The organism is Streptomyces sp. SAI-170, from assembly GCF_049739565.1.
In the GTDB taxonomy this organism is placed as follows: Bacteria; Actinomycetota; Actinomycetes; order Streptomycetales; family Streptomycetaceae; genus Streptomyces.
Map to the genome: position 1 here is coordinate 5,806,418 of NZ_JBMGQD010000001.1, position 20,498 is coordinate 5,826,915.

Annotated in this window: 17 protein-coding genes and 1 pseudogene; 5 read left to right on the forward strand and 13 right to left on the reverse strand. The window is 70.8% G+C overall.

What is annotated here, in order from left to right:
* Positions 1-54: 54 nt before the first annotated feature.
* From RKD23_RS26005 to RKD23_RS26040, 8 genes and pseudogenes are all read right to left on the reverse strand, one after another.
* Positions 55-1,254: pseudogene (locus RKD23_RS26005) on the reverse strand (pyridoxal phosphate-dependent aminotransferase); the annotation flags it as partial.
* 82 nt (positions 1,255-1,336) lie between these two features.
* Complete coding sequence (locus tag RKD23_RS26010; RefSeq protein WP_424855866.1) at positions 1,337-2,482, reverse strand: aldose epimerase family protein; 1,146 nt, start codon at positions 2,480-2,482, stop codon at positions 1,337-1,339.
* Positions 2,483-2,536: 54 nt separating this feature from the next.
* On the reverse strand, positions 2,537-3,781 hold the full coding sequence (gene mmsB, locus RKD23_RS26015) for a multiple monosaccharide ABC transporter permease (RefSeq protein WP_424855867.1): 1,245 nt from the start codon (positions 3,779-3,781) through the stop codon (positions 2,537-2,539).
* Complete coding sequence (mmsA, locus tag RKD23_RS26020) at positions 3,778-5,328, reverse strand: multiple monosaccharide ABC transporter ATP-binding protein (protein WP_424855868.1); 1,551 nt, start codon at positions 5,326-5,328, stop codon at positions 3,778-3,780. The genes mmsB and mmsA overlap by 4 nt, the downstream gene beginning before the upstream one ends.
* A 32-nt stretch (positions 5,329-5,360) precedes the next feature.
* Positions 5,361-6,473, reverse strand: a complete 1,113-nt coding sequence (gene chvE / locus RKD23_RS26025) for a multiple monosaccharide ABC transporter substrate-binding protein (RefSeq protein ID WP_424855869.1) — start codon at positions 6,471-6,473, stop codon at positions 5,361-5,363.
* A gap of 97 nt (positions 6,474-6,570) precedes the next feature.
* A complete protein-coding gene (locus RKD23_RS26030) occupies positions 6,571-7,539 on the reverse strand; it encodes a hypothetical protein (RefSeq protein WP_424855870.1) in 969 nt (322 codons plus the stop codon).
* Between the two features lie 123 nt (positions 7,540-7,662).
* Positions 7,663-8,667 (reverse strand): zinc-dependent alcohol dehydrogenase, encoded by a 1,005-nt coding sequence (locus RKD23_RS26035; protein WP_424855871.1) that lies wholly within the window; start codon positions 8,665-8,667, stop codon positions 7,663-7,665.
* Positions 8,664-9,821, reverse strand: a complete 1,158-nt coding sequence (locus RKD23_RS26040) for a mandelate racemase/muconate lactonizing enzyme family protein (RefSeq protein ID WP_424855872.1) — start codon at positions 9,819-9,821, stop codon at positions 8,664-8,666. Before RKD23_RS26040 ends, RKD23_RS26035 begins: the two co-directional genes overlap by 4 nt.
* A gap of 236 nt (positions 9,822-10,057) precedes the next feature.
* On the opposite strand from RKD23_RS26040, the gene RKD23_RS26045 reads away from it, so the two are divergent.
* On the forward strand, positions 10,058-10,789 hold the full coding sequence (locus RKD23_RS26045; RefSeq protein WP_424855873.1) for an SCO2400 family protein: 732 nt from the start codon (positions 10,058-10,060) through the stop codon (positions 10,787-10,789).
* 70 nt (positions 10,790-10,859) lie between these two features.
* On the opposite strand, the gene RKD23_RS26050 is transcribed toward RKD23_RS26045, so the two are convergent.
* Positions 10,860-11,300 carry a MarR family winged helix-turn-helix transcriptional regulator gene (locus RKD23_RS26050; RefSeq protein ID WP_424855874.1) on the reverse strand — a complete coding sequence of 147 codons (441 nt, stop codon included), beginning with the start codon at positions 11,298-11,300 and terminating at the stop codon, positions 10,860-10,862.
* Between the two features lie 88 nt (positions 11,301-11,388).
* Here RKD23_RS26050 and RKD23_RS26055 point away from each other — a divergent pair, with 88 nt between their 5' ends.
* Both RKD23_RS26055 and RKD23_RS26060 read left to right on the forward strand, forming a co-directional pair.
* Positions 11,389-12,387 carry an NADP-dependent oxidoreductase gene (locus RKD23_RS26055; protein ID WP_424855875.1) on the forward strand — a complete coding sequence of 333 codons (999 nt, stop codon included), beginning with the start codon at positions 11,389-11,391 and terminating at the stop codon, positions 12,385-12,387.
* Between the two features lie 93 nt (positions 12,388-12,480).
* On the forward strand, positions 12,481-12,900 hold the full coding sequence (locus RKD23_RS26060) for an organic hydroperoxide resistance protein (protein WP_424855876.1): 420 nt from the start codon (positions 12,481-12,483) through the stop codon (positions 12,898-12,900).
* A 68-nt stretch (positions 12,901-12,968) separates the two neighbouring features.
* Here RKD23_RS26060 and RKD23_RS26065 read toward each other — a convergent pair whose 3' ends face one another.
* Positions 12,969-14,120, reverse strand: coding sequence for a serine hydrolase domain-containing protein (locus RKD23_RS26065; protein WP_424855877.1), 1,152 nt, complete (start codon positions 14,118-14,120; stop codon positions 12,969-12,971).
* Positions 14,121-14,141: 21 nt separating this feature from the next.
* Positions 14,142-16,682 (reverse strand): M14 family zinc carboxypeptidase, encoded by a 2,541-nt coding sequence (locus RKD23_RS26070; RefSeq protein ID WP_424855878.1) that lies wholly within the window; start codon positions 16,680-16,682, stop codon positions 14,142-14,144.
* Positions 16,683-16,784: 102 nt separating this feature from the next.
* Here RKD23_RS26070 and RKD23_RS26075 point away from each other — a divergent pair, with 102 nt between their 5' ends.
* Positions 16,785-17,576 carry an EI24 domain-containing protein gene (locus tag RKD23_RS26075; RefSeq protein WP_424855879.1) on the forward strand — a complete coding sequence of 264 codons (792 nt, stop codon included), beginning with the start codon at positions 16,785-16,787 and terminating at the stop codon, positions 17,574-17,576.
* A gap of 48 nt (positions 17,577-17,624) precedes the next feature.
* The gene (locus tag RKD23_RS26080; RefSeq protein ID WP_424855880.1) at positions 17,625-18,239 is read left to right on the forward strand and encodes a LysE family translocator; all 615 of its coding nucleotides are present in this window, start codon (positions 17,625-17,627) and stop codon (positions 18,237-18,239) included.
* Here RKD23_RS26080 and RKD23_RS26085 read toward each other — a convergent pair.
* A complete protein-coding gene (locus RKD23_RS26085) occupies positions 18,211-19,455 on the reverse strand; it encodes a pyroglutamyl peptidase (protein ID WP_424855881.1) in 1,245 nt (414 codons plus the stop codon). The genes RKD23_RS26080 and RKD23_RS26085 overlap by 29 nt on opposite strands.
* Positions 19,456-19,528: 73 nt before the next feature.
* The gene (locus RKD23_RS26090; RefSeq protein ID WP_424855882.1) at positions 19,529-20,470 is read right to left on the reverse strand and encodes a LysR family transcriptional regulator; all 942 of its coding nucleotides are present in this window, start codon (positions 20,468-20,470) and stop codon (positions 19,529-19,531) included.
* Between the last annotated feature and the right edge of the window lie 28 nt (positions 20,471-20,498).

Below are 20,498 nucleotides of genomic sequence, written 5' to 3' on the forward strand. Positions count from 1 at the left end.
GCCCCGGAACTGGGCCGCGGTGAGCCCGCCCTGAGCCCCGCTCCGGGCCCCGCCCTGAGTCACCAGCCGATCGACAGCCGCCGTACCCGAGCTGTAACTGGTCCCGGTGCCCAGCTCGGATACGGCGGCCTCCCTCCTGGACGTCCCGTAGAGCACCTGGTCCAGGCCGGACACCAGGCGACGCACGTCGACCTGGGGGCGCACCACGAGCCGCAGGAAGCGGCTGGAGGAACCGATCTTGTTGCCGCACTCGCGGACCAGGATCCGGGCTTCAGTGAGCAGCCGGTCGCGGACCACGGTGCCCTCGGCGCCGACGGGCAGGCGCACGAAGAGGAAGTTGCCCTGGGAGGGGTAGACGGTCAGGCCCGGCAGCGCCGACAGCGCGCTCGCCATCTCCAGCCGGTCCCGGCGCACCTGCACCAGGCTCTGCGCGTACTCCGCGCCGTGCTCCTTCAGCATGAACACCACGTGCTCGGCGAAGGAGTTGAGGTTCCACTTGGGCAGCATCGCGCGGACCTTGCCCGCGAGGGCCGGAGAGGCGACCAGATAGCCGAAGCGGACGCCGTGCAGGCCGAAGTTCTTGCCGAGGCTGCGCAGCACGATGACGTTGGGCCGCAGGATCGCCTCCTGGACCACCGACGGTTCCGGCTCGGCGTCGGCGAACTCCAGGAACGACTCGTCGACGATCACCAGGTCCAGGTCCGCCATCGCGTCCATGAACTGCACGACCGCCTGCCGGTGCAGATAGCCGCCGTCGGGGTTGTTGGGGTTGCACAGGACCGCGACCCGGGTGCCCCGGGCACGGATGAAGTCGGCGTACCGCGCGAGGTCCAGGGCGAAGCCGCCGGACTCCTGGAGCGGGAACATGTCGACGCGCTTGCCGGTCTCCATCGGCTGGTCGGTCCAGCGGCCGAAGGTGGGGACGGGGACGGCGAGGGACTCCCGGACCAGCAGATGGTCGATCCAGGTGATCAGCTCCGTGGAGCCGTTGCCCATCGCCACGCACTGCGGCGGAAGGCCCAGCAGCGTGCACAGCTCGGCGGTGATGGTGTCGGCGCCGCTGGGGTAGTAGGTGACGATGTCGCGCAGGCCGGCCGCCAGCTCGTCGAACATCGCCGGGGTGGGGAAGTACGGGTTGCAGGGGATGCAGAAGTCCACCGGGCCGGCCCCGTCGCCGCCCTCGCGTGTCAGCGCCGCCATGGACGGGCTGTGGGCCGATCCGGAGCGGAACAGCGAGGTGACACCACCGGGCAAGGGAAACCTCCGTGTGTGGGTGGCCCGTGCGGGGGAGCACGGGCCGCCCTTACATACGGAGGGGGGTCAGGCGGTGTTCAACTCAAGCGAAGGAGTGGACGGTTGTGGATCGGTAGACCTGCCCCGGGCGCAGCACCGTCGACGGGAACGCCGGCTGGTTGGGCGAGTCCGGGAAGTGCTGGGTCTCCAGGCACAGCCCGTCGCCCTGGCGGTAGACCGTGCCGCCGGTGCCGACCAGGGTGCCGTCGAGGAAGTTGCCCGAGTAGAACTGCAGTCCCGGCTCGGTCGTGGCGATCTTCAGGGTGCGCCCGGAGGACGGGTCGCGCAGGGTCGCGACGTGCTCGGGCCGGCCCGAGATGCCCTTGTCCAGCGCCCAGTTGTGGTCCAGGCCCTGCCCGTACAGCAGCTGCTGGTGGGCCACGCGGATGTCGCGGCCGACCGGCTTGGCACGGCGGAAGTCGAAGGGCGTGCCCGCCACCTTCGCCAGTTCGCCGGTGGGGATCAGGCCCGAGTCGACCGGCGTGTAGCGGGAGGCGGCGATGGACAGCTCGTGGTCGTAGATCGTGCCGCTCGACTCGCCGGCCAGGTTCCAGTAGACGTGGTTGGTGAGGTTGCAGACGGTCGCCTTGTCGGTCGTGGCCTCGTAGTCGATGCGCCAGTCGCCGTGCCGGGTCAGGGTGTAGGTGACCTTCGTCTTCAGCGTGCCCGGGTAGCCCATCTCGCCGTCCGCGCTCGTGTAGCGCAGGTGCAGCCCGACGTCCGTGCCCTTGGTGAACGGCTCGACGTCCCACACCCGCTTGTCGAAGCCCTGGGCTCCGCCGTGCAGGCTGTTGTCGCCGTCGTTGACGGAGAGCTGGTACTCCTTGCCGTCGAGGGTGAAGCGGCCCTTGCCGATGCGGTTGCCGTAACGGCCGATCAGCGCGCCGAAGTAGGGGCTCGACGAGACGTAGTCCGCCAGGTTGTCGAAGCCCAGCGAGACGTTGGCGTACCGCCCGCGCCGGTCCGGTATCTCCAGGGACTGCACGATGCCGCCGTAGGACAGGACCTTCAGCCGGGTGCCGCCGTTCTCCAGCGACCAGCTGTGGACCTCGGTGCCGTCGGCGAGCTTGCCGAAGAGCGTCTTCACCGGCTTCCTGCCTCCCGTGGCGTACGCCGTGCCGCCCGCGGTGGCGGCGGTGATGCCGGCGGCCGCGGCCCCGGCGATGAGGGTGCGTCTGTTCAGTTCCATACAGCGGCTCCTGCCATATGAAGCGGGCCCCGCCTCGAGGCGGGGCCCGGTGTCCTATGAACCGACCTTGCGCTTGTTCCACACGTCGAACCCGACCGCGGCCAGCAGCACCAGTCCCTTGATGACCTGCTGCCAGTCCGTGCCGATGCCGACGAGGTTCATGCCGTTGTTCAGCACGCCCAGGACGAGACCACCGATGATCGCGCCGAGGACGGTACCGACACCGCCGCTCATCGACGCCCCGCCGATGAAGCTCGCGGCGATCGCCTCCAGCTCGAAGTTGAGGCCCGCCTTGGGCGAGGCCGCGTTGAAGCGGGCGGCGAAGACCAGGCCCGCCAGGGCCGCGAGCATGCCCATGTTCAGGAAGACCAGGAAGGTGACCTTCTTGTCCTTCACACCCGACAGCTTGGCCGCGGGCAGGTTGCCGCCGATGGCGTAGATGTGGCGGCCGAAGACGGCGTTGCGCATGAGGTAGCCGTAGCCGACCACCAGCACACCGAGGATGATCAGCACGATCGGCGCGCCCTTGTAGCTGGCGAGCAGCAGCGTGACGGTGAGCACCGCCGCGACCAGCGCCACGAGCTTGAGCAGGAAGAGCTTGGTGGGCAGCACTTCCAGGGCGAACTCCTGCTGCCGCTTGCGGTCGCGGAACTCCTGGAACACCACGAACGCGATCACGGCGAGGCCGAGCAGCAGGGTGAGGTTGTGGTAGTTGGTGTTCGGGCCGACCTCCGGCATGAAGCTGTTGGCGACCTTCTGCAGGCCCTCGGGGAACGGGCCGATCGTCTGGCCTTCGAGGAAGATCTCGGTCAGACCGCGGAAGGTCAGCATGCCCGCGAGGGTCACGATGAACGACGGGATGCCGAGGTACGCGATGAGGAACCCTTGCGCGGCGCCCGCGGCCGCGCCGATGGCCAGGCACAGCACCAGGGCGAGCTGCCACGATATGTCGTGGTCGACCATCAGGACGGCGCCCATGGCGCCCACGAACGCCGTCAGCGAGCCGACCGACAGGTCGATGTGGCCCGCGATGATGACGAGCATCATGCCGATCGCGAGGATCAGGATGTAGCTGTTCTGCAGCACCAGGTTGGAGACGTTGCGCGGCAGCAGCAGGTCACCGTTGGTCCAGACGGCGAACAGCACCACGATCAGGCCGAGGGCGAACAGCATGCCGTACTGCCGCATGTTGCGGCGCATGCCGTCGAGCATCAGCTGGAGCAGGCCGTCGCCCCCGGCGGCCCCGCTCCCGCCCGGCGGCGCGGGGGCCGGGCTCTTGGCGGTCACATCCGTGCTCATCGCGTTACCTCTTTGTCCTTCGTCATCTGGCGCATCAGCGACTCCTGCGAGGCCTCGGCCCGCGAGAACTCACCCGTGAGGCGCCCGGCGGCCATCGTGTAGATGCGGTCGCACATGCCGAGCAGCTCGGGCAGTTCGGAGGAGATGAAGACGACCGCCTTGCCCTGGGCGGCCAACTGGTCGATGACCGTGTAGATCTCGTACTTGGCGCCCACGTCGATACCGCGGGTCGGCTCGTCCAGGATCAGCACATCGGGACCCGCGAAGATCCACTTGCTGAGGACGACCTTCTGCTGGTTGCCGCCGGACAGCTTGCCGACCGGCTCGAACACGGTGGGCGCCTTGATGTTCATGGACTTGCGGAAGCCCTCGGCGACCTGGCGCTCCTCGTGCTCGTCGACCACGCCCCGCCGGGCCACCTTGCCCAGCGCGCTGAGCGAGATGTTGCGGTTGATGGTGTCGATGAGGTTCAGGCCGTAGTGCTTGCGGTCCTCGGTGACGTACGCGATGCCGTGCGCGACCGCCTCGGGGACGGTCTTCGTGCGGATCTCCGCGCCGTCCTTGAGGACCGTGCCGGCGGCGTAGCGGCCGTACGTCCGCCCGAACACGCTCATCGCCAGTTCGGTGCGGCCGGCGCCCATCAGGCCCGCGATGCCGACGATCTCGCCCCGGCGTACGGACAGGGACACGTCGTCGACGACCTTGCGCTGCTGGTCGATCGGGTGGTGCACGGTCCAGCCCCGGATCTCCAGGGCGGGCGCCCGGCCCTCCTCCGGCTCGTGCGGGCTGCGCTCGGGGAAGCGGTTCTCCAGGTCACGGCCGACCATGCCGGAGATGATCCGGTCCTCGGTGGTGCTCTCGGCCTTCACGTCGAGGGTCTCGATGGTCCGGCCGTCGCGGATGATCGTCACCGAGTCGGCGACCCGGCGGATCTCGTTGAGCTTGTGGCTGATGATGATCGAGGTGATGCCCTGTTCCTTGAGGTCCAGGATCAGGTCCAGCAGCTTGCCGCTGTCCTCGTCGTTCAGGGCCGCCGTCGGCTCGTCCAGGATCAGCAGTTTCACCTGCTTGGACAGGGCCTTGGCGATCTCCACCAGCTGCTGCTTGCCGACACCGATGTCGGCGACCCGGGTCTCCGGGTGCTCGTCGAGGCCGACGCGGCGCAGCAGTTCGGTGGCGTGCTTGAGGGTGTCGTTCCAGTTGATGAAGCCGCGGGTGGCGTGCTCGTTGCCGAGGAAGATGTTCTCGGCGATGGACAGATACGGCACCAGCGCCAGCTCCTGGTGGATGATGACGATGCCGTGCTGCTCGCTCGCCCGGATGTCCTTGAACCGGCAGGTCTCCCCTTCGAAGAGGATGTCCCCTTCGTAGGTGCCGTGCGGGTGGACGCCGGAGAGGACCTTCATCAGGGTCGACTTGCCGGCGCCGTTCTCCCCGCAGATGGCGTGGACCTCGCCCTGCCGGACGGTCAGATTGACGTCCGACAGCGCCTTGACGCCGGGAAAGGTCTTGACGATCGAGCGCATTTCCAGGACGGGTCCCGCCATGGTCGTGCCTTCCAATCCTTGAGGGACGGACGTCAGTTGAGGTCGCTTTCCTTGATGTAGCCGGAGTCGACGACGGTGGCCTTGTAGTTGGCCTTGTCGACGCTCACCGGCTCCAGCAGGTACGCCGGGACGACCTTGGCACCGTTGTCATAGGTCTTGGTGTCGTTGACCTCGGGCTTCTTGCCCTTGAGAGCCGCGTCGACCATGTTCGAGGCGACCTTGGCGAGCTCGCGGGTGTCCTTGTAGACGGTCATCGACTGCTGGTCGGCGATGATCGACTTCACCGAGGCGACCTCGGCGTCCTGGCCGGTGACGATCGGCCACGGCTTGGCCTTGGAGCCGTAGTCGTCCGAGCGCAGCGCGGACAGGATGCCGATGGAGATGCCGTCGTACGGCGAGAGGACGGCGTCGACGCGCTCGGTCTTGTAGGCCGAGGTGAGGATGTCGTCCATGCGCTTCTGCGCGGTGCCGCCGTCCCAGCGCAGGGTGGTGACCTGGGTGAGCTTGGTCTGGCCGGAGCGGACGACGAGCTGCTTCTTGTCGATGTAGGGCTGCAGGACGTTCATCGCGCCCTGGAAGAAGTAGCGGGTGTTGTTGTCGTCGTTGGAGCCGGCGAACAGCTCGACGTTGAACGGACCCTTCTTGCTGCCGTCCTTCAGGCCGAGCTTCTCCACGATGTAGGTGCCCTGGAGCTCGCCGACCTTCTCGTTGTCGAAGGACGCGTAGTAGTCGACGTTCGGGGTGCCGAGGATCAGGCGGTCGTAGGAGATCACCGGGATGCCGGCGTCCTCGGCCTGCTGCAGGACGTTGTTCATCGACTTGTTGTCGATGGCCGCCACGATCAGGGCCTTCACGCCCTGCGTGATGAGGTTCTCGATCTGCGAGACCTGCTGGTCGGGGTCGTCCTCGCCGTAGACCAGCTTGGTCTTGTAGCCCTTGTCCTGAAGGTGCTGGACGACGTTGTTGCCGTCGGCGATCCAGCGCTCGGAGGACTTGGTGGGCATCGCGATGCCGATGGTGGCGCCCTCGGTGCTGCCGCCCTTGTCCTCGCTGCCGCCCTCGGAGTTCTGGCCGCAGGCGGTGAGGGTGAGGGCGAGGGTGGCGGCGGTGGCTGTCGCGACGAGTGCGGCTCTGCGAGTGCGCATGATCATCATCCTTGATGTCGTGACCGGGCTGAGTGAGCGGGTGTGTGGGATTCTGTGGGACTGCGTCGACTTATGTGAAGGGGTGTTCGCCGGAACGTTATGAGGGTGTGTCGAAGCGGCGCAGCGCGCCCGGCAGTCGCGAGCCGAGCGGCGCCATGTCGCCGTCCGCGCCGTGCCGGGCGAGCAGGTCCAGTGCGAGGCGGCCCCGCCGCACCCGCTCCCGGGCGGTGGACAGGGTCAGATCCCGCAGGTGGTGGCCGTACGGGTAGATCCCGGGGGCCTTGGAGAGGCCGAACTTCAGATAGAGCGGCGCGCCGCGCCGGATCAGCTCGGCGACCTCGTACATCCGGATGTAACCGCCCAGGTCGTCCGGCGCCTCGATGTACATGTCCATCGGCGCGGCCGACACCCGGCGGATCTCGGTGAGGTGGTCCAGCGTGAGGTCGCTGGGCACGTTGATCGAGTCGCCGCCGAGCTGCTCGTAGACGGCGTACGCGGCCGGGTTGACCGGGCCGATCAGCGCGGAGACCTTCAGGGTGGTGTCGGCCGGGATGAGGCCGGCCAGGCGCGCCCGGTGCAGCGTCCACAGCACGCCCTCGTCGGCCACCAGCAGGCACTTCACGCCCAGCTCGGTGGCCCGTACGGCGTCCTCGACGCAGCCGGCGACGGCGTCGTGGCCCCGCGCGCGCAGGCCGGCGCCCCGCGAGTCGGTGCGCACCGAGCCGCCGATGTCCCAGGTGCCGCGCGGGCCGGTGAAGAGGCAGAGCTCGATGTCGCGCTCGGCGGTCGCCTCGACCATCTCGGTGATCTCGGCGTCGCTGAGCATCCACACCCCGCTGCCCTGGCTGATCCGGTGGATCGGCACATCCAGGCGCGAGGCCTCCTTCAGGACGACGGCCAGCGCTTCGGGGCCCTCGCACGAGGGGATCTCGGTGCGCCAGCGGCCGCCGCCGGGGAAGGTGTGCGGCGAGGCGTCGGCGGGGTCGGGCGCGGGCGTGCCCAGGCCGAGCGCGGCGAGCGCCTGCTCACCGGGTCGCCGGGCTGCCGTGGCGGAAGCGTCGGTCACAAGCTGTCCTTCGTGTTCGATATATCGGACGTGGTTCGCGTCCCTCGGCGTGAAAAAGGGCGCGAAAGACTTGGTGGTACGCCGGTACGGCGGCCGTCAGGTAACCCCCGTACCGGCGTACGTCTACGGGCGCAGCAGGACCTTGCCGACCTTCGGGTCACCGGACCCCACCAGCTCGATGGCCCGGGAGAACTCGGCCAGCGGCAGCTCGTGCGTCACCAGCGGCACCGGGTCGAGGAGCCCTGCGGCGAAGACCCGCACGGTGTGCGACCAGGCGTCCGGCGGCGCACCGAAGACGGTGTGCACCTCCAGCTGCCGTACGACGAGCTCGGTCGGGTCGAGCCCGTCCGCGCCCGGCGCCGGGATGCCGGTCAGCACCAGCCGGCCCCCGCGCCGCAGCAGCGCGGCGGCGGTGCGGGCCGCGTCGGCGGATCCGGCCGTCTCGATGACGACGTCGAAGTCTCCGGGCAGCTCCTGCTCCTTGGTGCGGAAGTCGGTGGCGCCGAACTGCCGCGACAGCGCCTCCCGGTCCCGGCGCGTGCCGACGACCAGCAGCTCACCGGGGGAGGAGGCGCGCAGGAACTGCACCGCGAACATCCCGAGCGTGCCGGTGCCGACGACGGCCACCCGCTCTCCGGGCCGCGCGTTCGCCTTGAGGGCCGCCGCCGCGATACAGGCGGCCGGCTCCAGCAGGGCCGCCGCGGTCAGGTCGGCGTCCTTCGGCAGGGCGTGCAGCAGCCGGGCCGGCAGGGTCAGGGTGGCGGCCATCGCGCCGGGCTGGGTGAACCCGGTCTCCTCGTAGCCGTCCGTGCACAGGGTCGTCTCACCGGCGTGGCAGCGGTCGCAGACCTGGCAGTTGCGAAAACCCTCGCCGACCACCTTGCGGCCCACCAGGCTCACCGGCACCCCGGCGCCGACCGCCTCCACCGTCCCGGACCACTCGTGACCGGGCGTCAGCGGGTAACGGACGTACCCCTCGGGCCGGTTGCCCTGGTACACCTCGCGGTCGCTGCCGCAGATGCCGGCCGCGTGCACCCGGACCAGCGCCTCACCGGCACCGGGCGCGCGCGGCGTGTGCTCCTCGACGCGATGCACGCCCGGAGCCTCGACGACGACCTGGGAACTCACTTGGTGCCCTTCGGCTTACGCTGCTCCCAGCCCTCGGCCCACAGGTCGAAGCGGGCCTGTTGCTGCGGGAACTCGGCGGCCGCGTCCACGTCCAGCTCGACGCCGAGGCCGGGCGCGTCGGACAGGTGGAAGTAGCCGTCCACCACCTGCGGGGCGCCCTTGACGACCTTCTTGATCTCCGCGTCGGCGAAATCGTTGAAGTGCTCCAGGATCTTGAAGTTGGGGGAGGTGAACCCCACCTGGAGGGACGCGGCGGTCAGCACGGAGCCGCCGACGTTGTGCGGCGCGACCAGCATGTAGTGGGTCTCGGCGGTCGCGGCGAGCTTGCGGGTCTCCCAGATGCCGCCGATGTGGCCGACGTCGGGCTGGATGATGTCCACGGCCTGGCTCTCGAACAGCTCGCGGAACTCGATCCGGTCGTGGATGCGCTCACCCGTGGCGACCGGGACGTCCACCTTCGCGGCGACCTTCTCCAGCGCCTTGAGGTTCTCCGGCGGGCACGGCTCCTCCAGCCACGCGGGCTTGAAGGGAGCGAGCTCCTTGGCGAGCCGGACGGCGGTCGCGGGCGAGAACCGGCCGTGCATCTCCAGCATCAGCTCGGACTCCGGGCCGATGGCGTCGCGCACGGCCTCGATGAGGGAGACCGCGTACAGGGTCTCCTGGTGGTCCAGCTCGAAGTGCCCGGTGCCGAACGGGTCGATCTTCAGGGCCTTGTAGCCACGCTCCATGACCTGCTGCGCGGCCTTGTGGTAGGCCTCCGGGGTGCGCTCGGTGGTGTACCAGCCGTTGGCGTACGCCTTGACCTTGTCGGTCACCTTGCCGCCGAGCAGCTGCCACACCGGCACGCCCAGAGCCTTGCCCTTGATGTCCCAGCAGGCCATCTCGATCACGGCGATGCCGGACATCACGATCTCGCCGGCCCGGCCGTAGTCGCCGTACTTCATGCGCTTGACGAGATCCTCGACAGCGAACGGGTCGGAGCCGAGAATGTGGTTGACCTCGGCCTCCTTCAGATAGCCGAGCAGAGCGTCGGTGTGTCCCAGCATCCGGGTCTCGCCGACTCCGGTGATGCCCTCGTCGGTGTGCACCTGGACGTAGGTCAGGTTGCGCCACGGCGTCCCGACCACGTGTGTGCTGATTCCGGTGATGCGCACGGCAGTTGCCCCTCGTGAACGTTAGCTTTTGTTCGAGATTTCGTCACTCGTTCGAAATGCTGGCCAGACAGTAAGGACGGGTGGGCGGGGGTGTCAATGGGTCGCACAGATTACGGTTTCGGTACTTTCGAAACCTCTCGCGCCCAACTCGCCACGCCGGTGGGCCCTCTTCCCCACCAAACCTTCACGACCACGTCTAGGAACGTGACGCGTCAGGAACTTAATCTTCCGGCGTCATGGACTACTGCCACCCCTGCCGACGGCATCTCAACGGCGCCCTTGCCTGCCCGGGCTGCGGCGTGCCCGCCGAGCAGCTCCCGGCGGAGCCCACGTACGACGACCCGGCCGCGCACGAGTCCGCGGCCGACGCCCGGGCCGACGCCCGCGCCGGCGAACCCCCGCAGGGCCGCGCCGCGTCCCGCCGCCCCGGCGAGAGCCGCCGCGACCGCAAGGCCGCCGCCCATCGCAGGCGCCGCCGCAGGACCGTCCTCATCACCGCCGGCTTCCTGCTGGCCGCGGGCGGCCTGAGCCTCGCCGAACTGGGCCTGGACGCACCCGGCTCCGCCCCGCAGCCGGCTGCGGCGGAGGGGGACGAGCAGACTGACGGCGGCGCGTCGCAGGAGGCCGGCACCGATCCGGCGGATCCCCTGTCCGACTCCCAGGACTCCACCACGCCGGGCGACCACGACCCCAGCGCCTCCGCCTCGGAAGCCTCCCCCTCGGCCTCCGCATCGACGAGCGAGTCCCCCGACGCCGGCAAGAGCCCCGGCGCCATCACCCGTTCCCCGTCCACCGGCACGGACACGGGCTCCGACCCCACCGCGGAGCCCCCGGCCCCCGCCGACTCGGCCCCGCCCGAGAACCCGGCCCCGGCGGACACGCCGACGGTCACCCCGACGACACCGGTCCCGGACCCGGAGCCGTCTCCCACGCAGGAGTGCGATCGCTTCTTGTGGTGGTGCACCTGAGGTAGTTGGGGGCGCGGGGAACTGCGCGATCAGCCACAACGAACGGAAAGCCGGAAGCGAACAACGGCCCCTACGGCGCAGCCGAGAGCATCCGCTGCAACAACTCCCGCAAAACAACCCGCTCAGCCTCGGAAAGCCCAGCCAACGGCTCCCGAGCGAACCGCAAAGACTCCCGCAACGACCGAGCCACAGCACGCCCCTCCGTCGTGGCGACAGCGACTTTCACCCGCCGGTCCGCGGGATCGGGCCGCCGCTCGACCAGCCCCCGCGCCTCCAGCCGGTCCACGATCCCCGTGACGTTCGACGGCTCGCACTTCAGCTTCTGGGCCAGCTTCCGCATGGGCAGCGGCTCCAGCGTGAGCAACCCGAGCAGCTTCGCCTGCGCCCCCGTCAGCGCGTGCTCGGCGGCAGCCTCCTCGTACTCCTCGTGATAGCGCGCGACGACCGATGCGATGAGGTCGACGACCTCCAGGGTCAGTTCGTCGGGACGGTTTCCGTGGGCAGTGGCCATGCCCCAAGGATACCCGGATTACTTGACAACCTGAAATATCCAGGCGCATGGTTGTTTCAGGCACTGAAGTAATCGAAAGGCACCCCCCATGATCAACCGCGAATGGCACCTGCTCAGCCGTCCCGCCGGCTGGCCCAAGCCCGAGGACTTCGCCCTGGTGGAGGCCGAGGTCCCGACGCCGCGCGAAGGTCAGGTGCTGGTGCGCAACAGGTACCTCTCCGTCGACCCGTACATGCGCGGCCGCATGAGCGCCGCCAAGTCCTACGTCGCCCCCTTCGAGCTCGGCAAGGTCATGCAGGGCGGCGCGGTCGGCGAGGTGATCGAGTCGAACGCCGAGGGCATCGAGCCCGGCGACCACGTCCTGCACTTCCTCGGCTGGCGCGAGTACGCCGCCGTGGACGCGAAGCACGCCGTCAAGGTCGACCCGCAGGCCGCGCCCCTGTCCACGTACCTCGGGGTGCTCGGCATGACCGGCCTGACCGCGTACGCGGGCCTGCTGCGCACCGCCGCGTTCAAGGAGGGCGACAGTGTCTTCGTGTCCGGCGCCGCGGGTGCCGTGGGCAGTCAGGTCGGCCAGATAGCGAAGCTCAAGGGCGCCTCGCGGGTGATCGGCTCGGCCGGCTCCGACGACAAGGTCAAGCTGCTGGTCGAGGAGTACGGCTTCGACGCGGCCTTCAACTACAAGAACGGCTCCGTCGCCGAGCAGCTGCGCGAGGCCGCGCCGGACGGCGTGGACGTGTACTTCGACAACGTCGGCGGCGACCACCTGGAGGCCGCGATCGGGCAGCTCAACGAGGGCGGCCGGATCGTCATCTGCGGCATGATCTCGGTCTACAACAACACCGAGCCCGCCCCCGGCCCGAAGAACCTCGCCCGCCTCATCCAGACCCGCGGCCGCATCGAGGGCCTCCTGGTCGGCGACCACTACGACCTCCAGCCGCAGTTCGTCCAGGAGGTCGGCCCCTGGGTCGCCTCGGGCGCGCTGAAGTACCGCGAGACGGTCGTCGAGGGCATCGAGAACAACCTTGAGGCGTTCCTCGGCGTCCTGCGCGGCGACAACACCGGAAAGATGATCGTCCAGCTCTGAGCTTCCCGCTGTTTCCGTCATGCGGTAACTTCATTCCGAAACCGCCGTCGATCGTGGGCGCGAGTCGCGGCGGACGAGGAGGAAGATCACCGCATGCCCATTCAGCAGTCCGACGTCCTGTACACCGCCGTCGCCACCGCCGAGAACGGCCGTGACGGCCGGGTCGCCACCGACGACGGCCGGCTCGACGTGATCGTCAACCCGCCCGTCGAGATGGGCGGCAGCGGCACCGGCACCAACCCGGAGCAGCTGTTCGCCGCCGGCTACAGCGCCTGCTTCCAGGGCGCGCTCGGCGTGGTCGCCCGCCAGGAGGGCGCCGACATCTCCGGCTCGACCGTCACCGCCAAGGTCGGCATCGGCAAGAACGACGACGGCTTCGGCATCATCGTCGAGCTCTCCGCCGACATCCCGAACGTGGACGCGGAGGCCGCCCAGGCGCTGATCAAGAAGGCCCACGAGGTCTGCCCGTACTCCAAGGCGACTCGCGGGAACATCATCGTGACGCTTGCCTGAGTTCAGTCGTTGCGTACGACGAGGGCCGCACCCTTGGACGTGGGGTGCGGCCCTTGCCGTACGTCCGCTCAGCCGGCCAGGGCCGCGCTGTGCACCGCCTTCACGAACCGCTCGTTCTCCGGCGCCGCGCCGCCCGGGTAGGCGAACCGGCGGCGGGTGTAGCCGTAGGCGAGACCCGAGCGCGGGTCGGCGAAGCCCTGGGAGCCGGCGGCGCCGCTGTGGCCGAAGGTGCCGGCGCCCAGGAACGGGTACGCCACGTCGGCGGTCGCCTGGAAGCCGAGCCCGAAGGCCCGGTGGCCCCGGGCCACCAGGTCGCGGCCGACGGAGTGGATCTGGCCGGCCTCGGCGATCGTGTCGGGCTTGAGCAGCGGCGGCCGCCCGTCCAGCTCGCTGATCGCCGCCGCGTACATCCCGGCGATCCCGCGCGCGGCCGCCACGCCGCCCGCCGAGGTCGGCCCCTTGGCGCGGACCAGCCGGGAGTTGGCGTGGTCCACCAGCGTCCCCGCGTCCGGCACATGGGTGTTGAACGCGATGGAGCCCAGCGTGTGCGGCCCCGGCGGTGCCGCGTCCAGCTCCGCCTGCTGCTCCGGCGTCGGCGCCATCGGCAGCGCGCTGCGGAACCGCGGCTCCAGCGCCTCGGGCAGCCCGAGACGGAAGTCCAGCCCGTACGGCGCCCGCACCCGCTCCTCGAACAGCTCCTGCGTCGTACGGCCCGTGGCCCGCCGCACCACCTCACCCGTGAGCGCGCCTATCACGAGCGCGTGGTAGCCGAACGCCGTGCCGGGCCGCCAGAACGGCCGCTGGTCGGCGAGCCGCTCGGCGATCACCCGGTCGTCCGCCAGCTCCTCCCGGCTGAACCCGGCGTCCAGGCCCACCACACCGGCCCGGTGCGCGAGCAGATCCCGCAGGGTGACCCCGCCCTTGCCCTCGGCGCCGAACTCGGGCCAGTAGTACGTGACCTTCCGGTCCAGCTCCAGGGTGCCGTCCTGCACGAGCAGCGCGACCACGAGGTGCGCGGCGCCCTTGGTCGTGGAGAACACGCCGTACAGCGAGTCGGCCTCGGCGCCCTCGCCGGCCCACAGGTCGACGACCCGCCTGCCGTCGACGTAGGCGCACAACTGGCCCTCGTAGTCCGGACGTTCCTCCGCCACGAACGCGGCGAACTCCTCGCGGACGGCCTCGTAGCCGTCGGCGACGGTGCCGTGGATCTCCTGCGTCATCCGCTCTCCCTCAACCTCGCATCAGCCTCTGCCGGCCTGTCCCATGATCAACAATGCCCGGGCCACCTGGGGGAATTCCCCCTTGGGGTGCGCCCGGAAGAGCGGTTCCGTCCCGAACAGAACAGCGTGCGGGCCACTGACGACCGAGGCCCGGCCGGCCGCGTCCGCCGGGCCGCCGGTGCCGTCGTCCGACGGCCGCCAGTGCCCGGACACGAGCGGGTCGCCGCTCGCGTAGGACTGCTCGACGCGCACATCGGGGCCGAGGCCGGTGAACCACACCGGCGCGTAGACGAAGCTGTGGGAGGGCGAACCGGCCGTCAGCGGGCCGGAGTTCAGCACCCGCACCACGCCGTTGGCGTCCCCGTTGCCCTCCACCGCGTGCGCCTTCAGCAGCCCCGTGGCCGCGCTCAGCTCCGCCCCGACGGCCCCGCGGCCCACCAGCCCGTGCCCGGCCGCCAAGAACGCCTCCAGCGCCCCGCGCGCGGCCGGGGTCAGCGCCCCGTGGTCCAGCCCGGCCGACACGAACAGCACGTCCACCCCCGACCAGTCGAAGCCCGCGTTCAGCACGGCCGTCGACACCGGGGTGACCTCGAAGCCCATCTCCCGCAGCGCGAACAGCTCACCCGCAGTGACCGCGGCGGCCACCCGGGTGCGGTGCAGCGCGGTGCCCTGGCCGAACTTCGCCGAGGAGAAGACCACGTCGTACGTCCCTGCCGCCACGGCCGCCGCCTCGCGCGCCGAACCCGGCACCAGCACCGACCCGTCCGCGGCCCGGCGCACCGGCACGCCCTGCACCAGCAGCGAGTTCAGCGCCGCCACCTCCGCCGGATCGGTCAGCCGCAGCCGCAGATCCCCGCGCGGGGCGACGTACCCGACGGGCGCCGCCTCCCGCACGGCGCGCAGCGGCAGCCCGGACAGGCGCCCGGACGGCACGGGCTCCACCCGGGCGCCCCACAGCCGGCCCAGGCTCCAGCCCGAGATGTCGTACATCACCGACACCTTGTCGCTGATGTCCCGCCCGTCCGCGAGCAGCGCGTTCGCCATGCCGCGCTTGGCCTGGCGCAGGTCGACGACGTACGAGCCCCGCGGCCAGGTCCGTCCGCCGAGCCGGAACGCCTGCCAGGCGCGGCTGACGCGGACGTCGTCGGCGAGCAGATGGCCGACGAGCCGGGCGGCGGCGGTGGTGCCGCCGGGGATCACATAGGCGCGCGGGAACTCGGTGGTGTACACGTCCTCAGGCCCGATGCCGGGCACGCCGGGCACGGTCTCCTCGGACACCGGCACCTGCGCCTCGCCCGCCTGCCCGCGCCGGAACACCTCGATCTGGTCGGCGATCAGGGACGTGCGGTGCGTGCGGACGAACTCCAGCGTGGCCCGCATCGCGGCGCCCGCCACCTCGACGTTCACCGCCGCCCGGCGGCGCAGCTCCGCCACCGGCAGGCTGCTGTAGGCGGAGTTGTTCACCGGCAGCGGGATCTCCACGGTGTGCGCGGCGACCGTGCCGTGGTAGGCCGCGTACTGCGGGGTGAAGATGGGCGGCCAGTCGTCCCAGCCCTCCTGCTGGTCCCGGAACGGGATCTGCGCGGGCTCGACCCCGTCCTTGTCGGGGGTGTACCCGAGGCCGTTGACGGCGGCCTCCATGCCGAGGGCGTTGGCGTAGGTGTTCTTCAGGAACAGGTCGTACTCGTAGTTCTCGCCGTGCGGGGGAGTGGTCGGCTCGATGAGGGTGCCGTTGACGTAGCCGTGCAGGTCCAGCATGACCGCGGGCTGCTTGTCGATCTCGATCTGCCGCATCGCCCGGGTCTCCGGCTGCGAGGCGGTCACGAAGTCCCGGTTGAGGTCGAAGCCGCCCGCGTTGGCCCGCGTCCCGGCGATCCGGCCGTCCGGGTTGGCGGTGATGTTGAAGTACAGGCGGCTGGTGCTCAGCAGCTGCCGGGTGCGCGCGTCGTTCGCGGTCGCGAGGCGCTCGATGAGCTTCAGGGCGGCGTCCGTGCCCTCCCACTCGTTGCCGTGGATGTTGTTGTTGAAGAACACCGACGTCTTGTACGCCGCTTTGACGGCCGGGTCCTTCGCGGCCGCCGCGGGCGCGTTCTCGATCAGCTCGCGCATCCGCTCCTGGGCGCGGGTGCGGGCGGCCGACTCCGGCGCGGTGACCGTGACCAGATAGAGCCGGTGTCCGCCCGCCGAACGCCCGGCCACCTCCACGCTGACCCGGTCGCCGAGCGCCTGAAGGGTGTTCAGCCTGGGCGCGATGCCGTGGTACGGGACGAGGCCCAGCTTCAGGGACCTGTCGGCCGGGTTCTCCGGGTCCGGGGCGAGGACCTGCTGCCGCGGATAGCCGCGGGAGGTGTCCGAGAGATCGGGGGCGGGCGAGGTGAGCGCTCGACGCGCAGCGGCCTCGGGTGTCTTGGCGGCGCCGCTGTCCAGGGCGGGCTCGTGGCGGGTGACGGGGTCGGGGCCGGGCTCGGGGCGGGCCTGGGCCGGGGCGGTGAGCAGGAGGGAACTGGTCGACAGGGTGAGGGCCAGGGCGGTTCTCGCAAGGACGCTACGGGTGGTGCGCACGCGTACCTCCTCCGGGCTTTCTGCGGATCGGTACGGCGAGATCTACCTGTTCGACTCAAGGGCAACAAGAGGGACTCGGTGTCACCCGGTTAGAGTTCCGCCATGCGTGATCTCGGGGCGGGTTTCCAGTACCTCATCAAGGGCCAGCGGTGGGTGGCCCTGCACCGCAGGCAGTTCGAGTTCGGGCTGATCCCCGGCCTGATCACCCTCGTGCTGTACGGGGCCGCGCTGGTGTCGCTCGCCGCGTGGGGCGACGACGCCGTGTCCTGGGCGACGCCGTTCGCCGACGACTGGTCGAGCCCCTGGCAGGGCCTGTTCCGCGGCTTCCTGACGGTCGTGCTGTTCGCGCTGGGCCTGTTGCTCGCCGTGCTCACCTTCACCGCGGTGACGCTGCTGATCGGCCAGCCGTTCTACGAGAGCCTCTCCGAGGAGGTCGACCGGGACGCCTCGCCCGACGGCACCGCGCCCGAGTCGGGGCTGCCGCTGTGGCGGGAGCTGTGGATCTCGGCCCGGGACAGCCTGCGGATCGTCCTGCGCGCCCTGTGCTGGGGCGTGCTGCTGTTCGCGCTCGGGTTCGTCCCGATCGCCGGGCAGACCGTCGTGCCCGTCGTCGGCTTCTTCGTCACCGGCTTCTTCCTCACCGAGGAGCTCACCGCCGTCGCCATGCAGCGCCGCGGCGTCGAACTGCGCGACCGCCTCGCCCTGCTCCGCTCCCGCAAGACCCTGGTCTGGGGCTTCGGCACGCCCCTGGGCCTGGCCTTCCTGGTCCCGTTCGTGGCGGTCTTCCTGATGCCGGGCGCGGTCGCGGGCGCCACCCTCATGGCCCGCGACCTGCTCGGGGAGGAGACCGTCGGCGACGGGGCCGACGACGAGTCCGAAGCAGAGACCGTGTGACCGAGTCCGAAGCAGAGACCGTGTGACCGAGTCCGAAGAGGAGACCGCGTGACCGAGATACTCGCCGTAGCCGTCATCACCGTGCTGGCCGTCATCGCCCCCGGCGCCGACTTCGCGATGATCGTCCGCAACAGCTATCTCCACGGCCGCCGCACCGGCCTCCTCGCCGCCACCGGAGTCGCCGCCGGCGTGCTGGTCCACGTCACGTACACCATGCTCGGCGTGGGCCTGCTGATCGCCTCCTCGACCTTCCTGTTCACGGTCATCAAGCTGATCGGCGCCGCCTACCTCGTCCACATCGGTGTGCGCACCTTCCGCGCCCGAGGCGAGGTGAAGGTCGACCTGGAGGACAAGACCGGGCTGACGCCGCTCGCCGCGCTGCGCAGCGGGTTCCTCACCAACGTCCTCAACCCCAAGACGACCCTGTTCGTCGTCTCCACCTTCGCCCAGGTCGTCAGCCCCGGCACCCCGCTCTACCAGCAGGCGGGCTACGGCCTGTTCATGTCGCTGGCCCACCTGCTGTGGTTCGGCGTCGTCGCCGTGTTCTTCTCGCAGGAGCGCATGCGCACGCTCATGCTGCGCGCCCAGAAGGTGCTCAACAAGGTGATCGGTTCGGTCCTGGCCGGCCTCGGCGTCAGCCTCGCGTTCGCCCCGTCGCACTGAGCGCGGCGGACAGGATGGCCCGCACCTGCGCGACGATGTCCAGCCGATTGCGCACGAACTCGGGGTCGGTCACCTCCGTGGTGTTCCCGGCCCCGAACTGCAGCACCGGCGTGTGCACATGCCCGCCCGGCAGGGTGTCGTGCAGGCCGAGGCGGTCGCGCAGCAGGGTCGCCCGGTAGGCGATCTCGTTGGACAGGTAGTTGCCGCCGCCCCCGGCCCGCGCGGTGGAGCCCGGGGTCGGCCCGTCCGGCCGTACGACGGGTTCGGTGCCCCCGGCCGGGATCTCGGTCACGCCGGTGTTGTCGTAGACCGGGAAGGGGCCGGTGCCCGCCGCGACGATCCGCGCGTACGGCAGGGTCGTGGAGGTCCACTGGGGCTGCGAGGCCGGGTCGGTGACCGGGACCGTCTCCGTGCGGCCGATGTTCTCGTTGTCGGGGAAGCCGCCCCGCCAGGCCCCGTTGGTGCGCTCGACGTCGAAGCGGCCGACGCGGCCCTGGCTCACGGTGGTGAAGAGGTCGACGTGGGCCAGGTGCGGGCGCAGGGTCCGCTCGACCGTCCCCTCGGCGAAGTCCCGCCAGCGGACCGGGAACACGGCCGTCTCCACCCGGGCCGGACCGTCCGCCGTCTCGATCACCGTGCCGTCCAGGGCCAGCGCGGTCGCGCCCGACGGGTTGGAGATCCGGATGTCCCGGTCCAGCGTGAACGGGTCGAAGCCGGTGACCAGGACCCGCCGGACGCCCTTGCCGCACGGGAAGCGGATGTCGCTCTGTCCGCGCGAGGTCCGCTCCAGGGCGTCGAGCAGCTTGGCGCGTCGCTCCTCGTCGAGTCCGAACCCGGGCCGGTAGGCCCGCACCTCCCGGGTCATCCCCAACCGCGCCCAGTACAGCGGCCGGTCGTCGTCCCGGCTCAGATCCCCGCCCGCCGGACCGCGTCCCTGCACCCGGTCCACGGCCCGCCGCCACAGCGCCGACCCCTCGCGTACGACGATCCGGTGGGCCTGCGCGTAGGAGCCGGCGTCCGCGAGATCCCGGGCGAACTCCGCCGCCACCGTGTCGAATCCCGAGCGGCGCAGGATCTCCTGCGGTACGGCACGGTCGAGCCGCTGCTCCTCGGCGGTCGGCGGGGCGTCGACCCCGGCTGTGGCTCCGGGGGCCGCCGCGAGGCCGACGGCCAGCGCCAGCACGGTGACGCCGATCCCAACCCGTATGACACTCACGTGACTTCAGGTCCTTCCCGTTGCGGTGGAGGTGCCAGGTCCTACCCGCCTCCGCCGCGCCGGAATCCCTTGTTCACAGTGCCGGAATCGTCTCCGCCGCCTCCCGCAGCGCCGCCAGGAACATCCGCGCGGCCGGGGCCGGGCCACGGCCCTTCACCGTCGCCGCGTACACCGCGCGGGCCGCCGCGCCCTCGTCCAGCACCGGCAGCAGCGCGATGTCCGGGCGCACCGAGGCGGCGGCCAGGGCCGGGATCAGCGTGACGCCGAGCCCTGCGGCGACATAGCCCTGCTTGGCCGTCCACTCGGCGACGACATGGGTCACCCGCGGGCGGAAGCCCTGGCGCAGGGCCGCGTCCAGGAGGGTGCCCTCGGGCTGGGGGCCGCCCGCGATCCAGTCGGCGTCGGCGAACTGCCCGAGCCGGACCGGCCCCTCGTGGCCCGCGAGGGGATGGTCCGCGGGGACGGCGACGTACAGGGACTCGTCGAGCAGATGGTGCAGGTCGTAGGCGTCCAGCGGGGCCCGGCCGGTCGTGGAGACCACCGCCAGGTCCAGATGCCCGGCGGTGAGCCGGTCGAGCAGGGCCGGGGTGAGGCCCTCCTCGCGGGTGACGCGGACGCGGGGGCGGCGGGCCCGGAAGGCGGCGAGGGCGCGGGGCACCAGCGCCGCGTCGGCCGTGGCGAACGCCCCGAACCGCAGCCGCCCGGCCGTCCCCGCGCGCAGGTCCGCCAGCTCCCGCCCGGCGCCCCGCAGGGCGTCCGTCACGGCCTCGGCGTACGGCACCAGGACCCGCCCGGCCTCGGTCAGCCGTACGCCCCGCGGCAGCCGGTCGAACAGCGGCTCGCCGCCCAACGCCGACTCCAGCGAGGAGATCTGACGGGAGACGGCCGACTGGGTCCAGCCCAGCGTGCGGGCCGCCACGGTGAAGGAGCCCTGGCGGGCGACCTCGAGGAAGGCCCGGAGCCAGACCGTCGACAGCTCCGGCAGTACGTCATGCGTGTTCGGCATGCCTGCCATGCTGGACATTCGCTTGTCGCATGGCAAG

Coding starts and splice junctions, on each gene's coding strand:
- RKD23_RS26075 (WP_424855879.1), top strand. CDS start 16,785: ATGCGTGATCTCGGGGCGGGTTTCCAGTACCTCATCAAGGGCCAGCGG.
- RKD23_RS26065 (WP_424855877.1), bottom strand. CDS start 14,120: ATGACGCAGGAGATCCACGGCACCGTCGCCGACGGCTACGAGGCCGTC.
- chvE (WP_424855869.1), bottom strand. CDS start 6,473: ATGCGCACTCGCAGAGCCGCACTCGTCGCGACAGCCACCGCCGCCACC.
- RKD23_RS26050 (WP_424855874.1), bottom strand. CDS start 11,300: ATGGCCACTGCCCACGGAAACCGTCCCGACGAACTGACCCTGGAGGTC.
- mmsA (WP_424855868.1), bottom strand. CDS start 5,328: ATGGCGGGACCCGTCCTGGAAATGCGCTCGATCGTCAAGACCTTTCCC.
- RKD23_RS26045 (WP_424855873.1), top strand. CDS start 10,058: ATGGACTACTGCCACCCCTGCCGACGGCATCTCAACGGCGCCCTTGCC.
- RKD23_RS26060 (WP_424855876.1), top strand. CDS start 12,481: ATGCCCATTCAGCAGTCCGACGTCCTGTACACCGCCGTCGCCACCGCC.
- RKD23_RS26010 (WP_424855866.1), bottom strand. CDS start 2,482: ATGGAACTGAACAGACGCACCCTCATCGCCGGGGCCGCGGCCGCCGGC.
- RKD23_RS26055 (WP_424855875.1), top strand. CDS start 11,389: ATGATCAACCGCGAATGGCACCTGCTCAGCCGTCCCGCCGGCTGGCCC.
- RKD23_RS26090 (WP_424855882.1), bottom strand. CDS start 20,470: ATGGCAGGCATGCCGAACACGCATGACGTACTGCCGGAGCTGTCGACG.
- mmsB (WP_424855867.1), bottom strand. CDS start 3,781: ATGAGCACGGATGTGACCGCCAAGAGCCCGGCCCCCGCGCCGCCGGGC.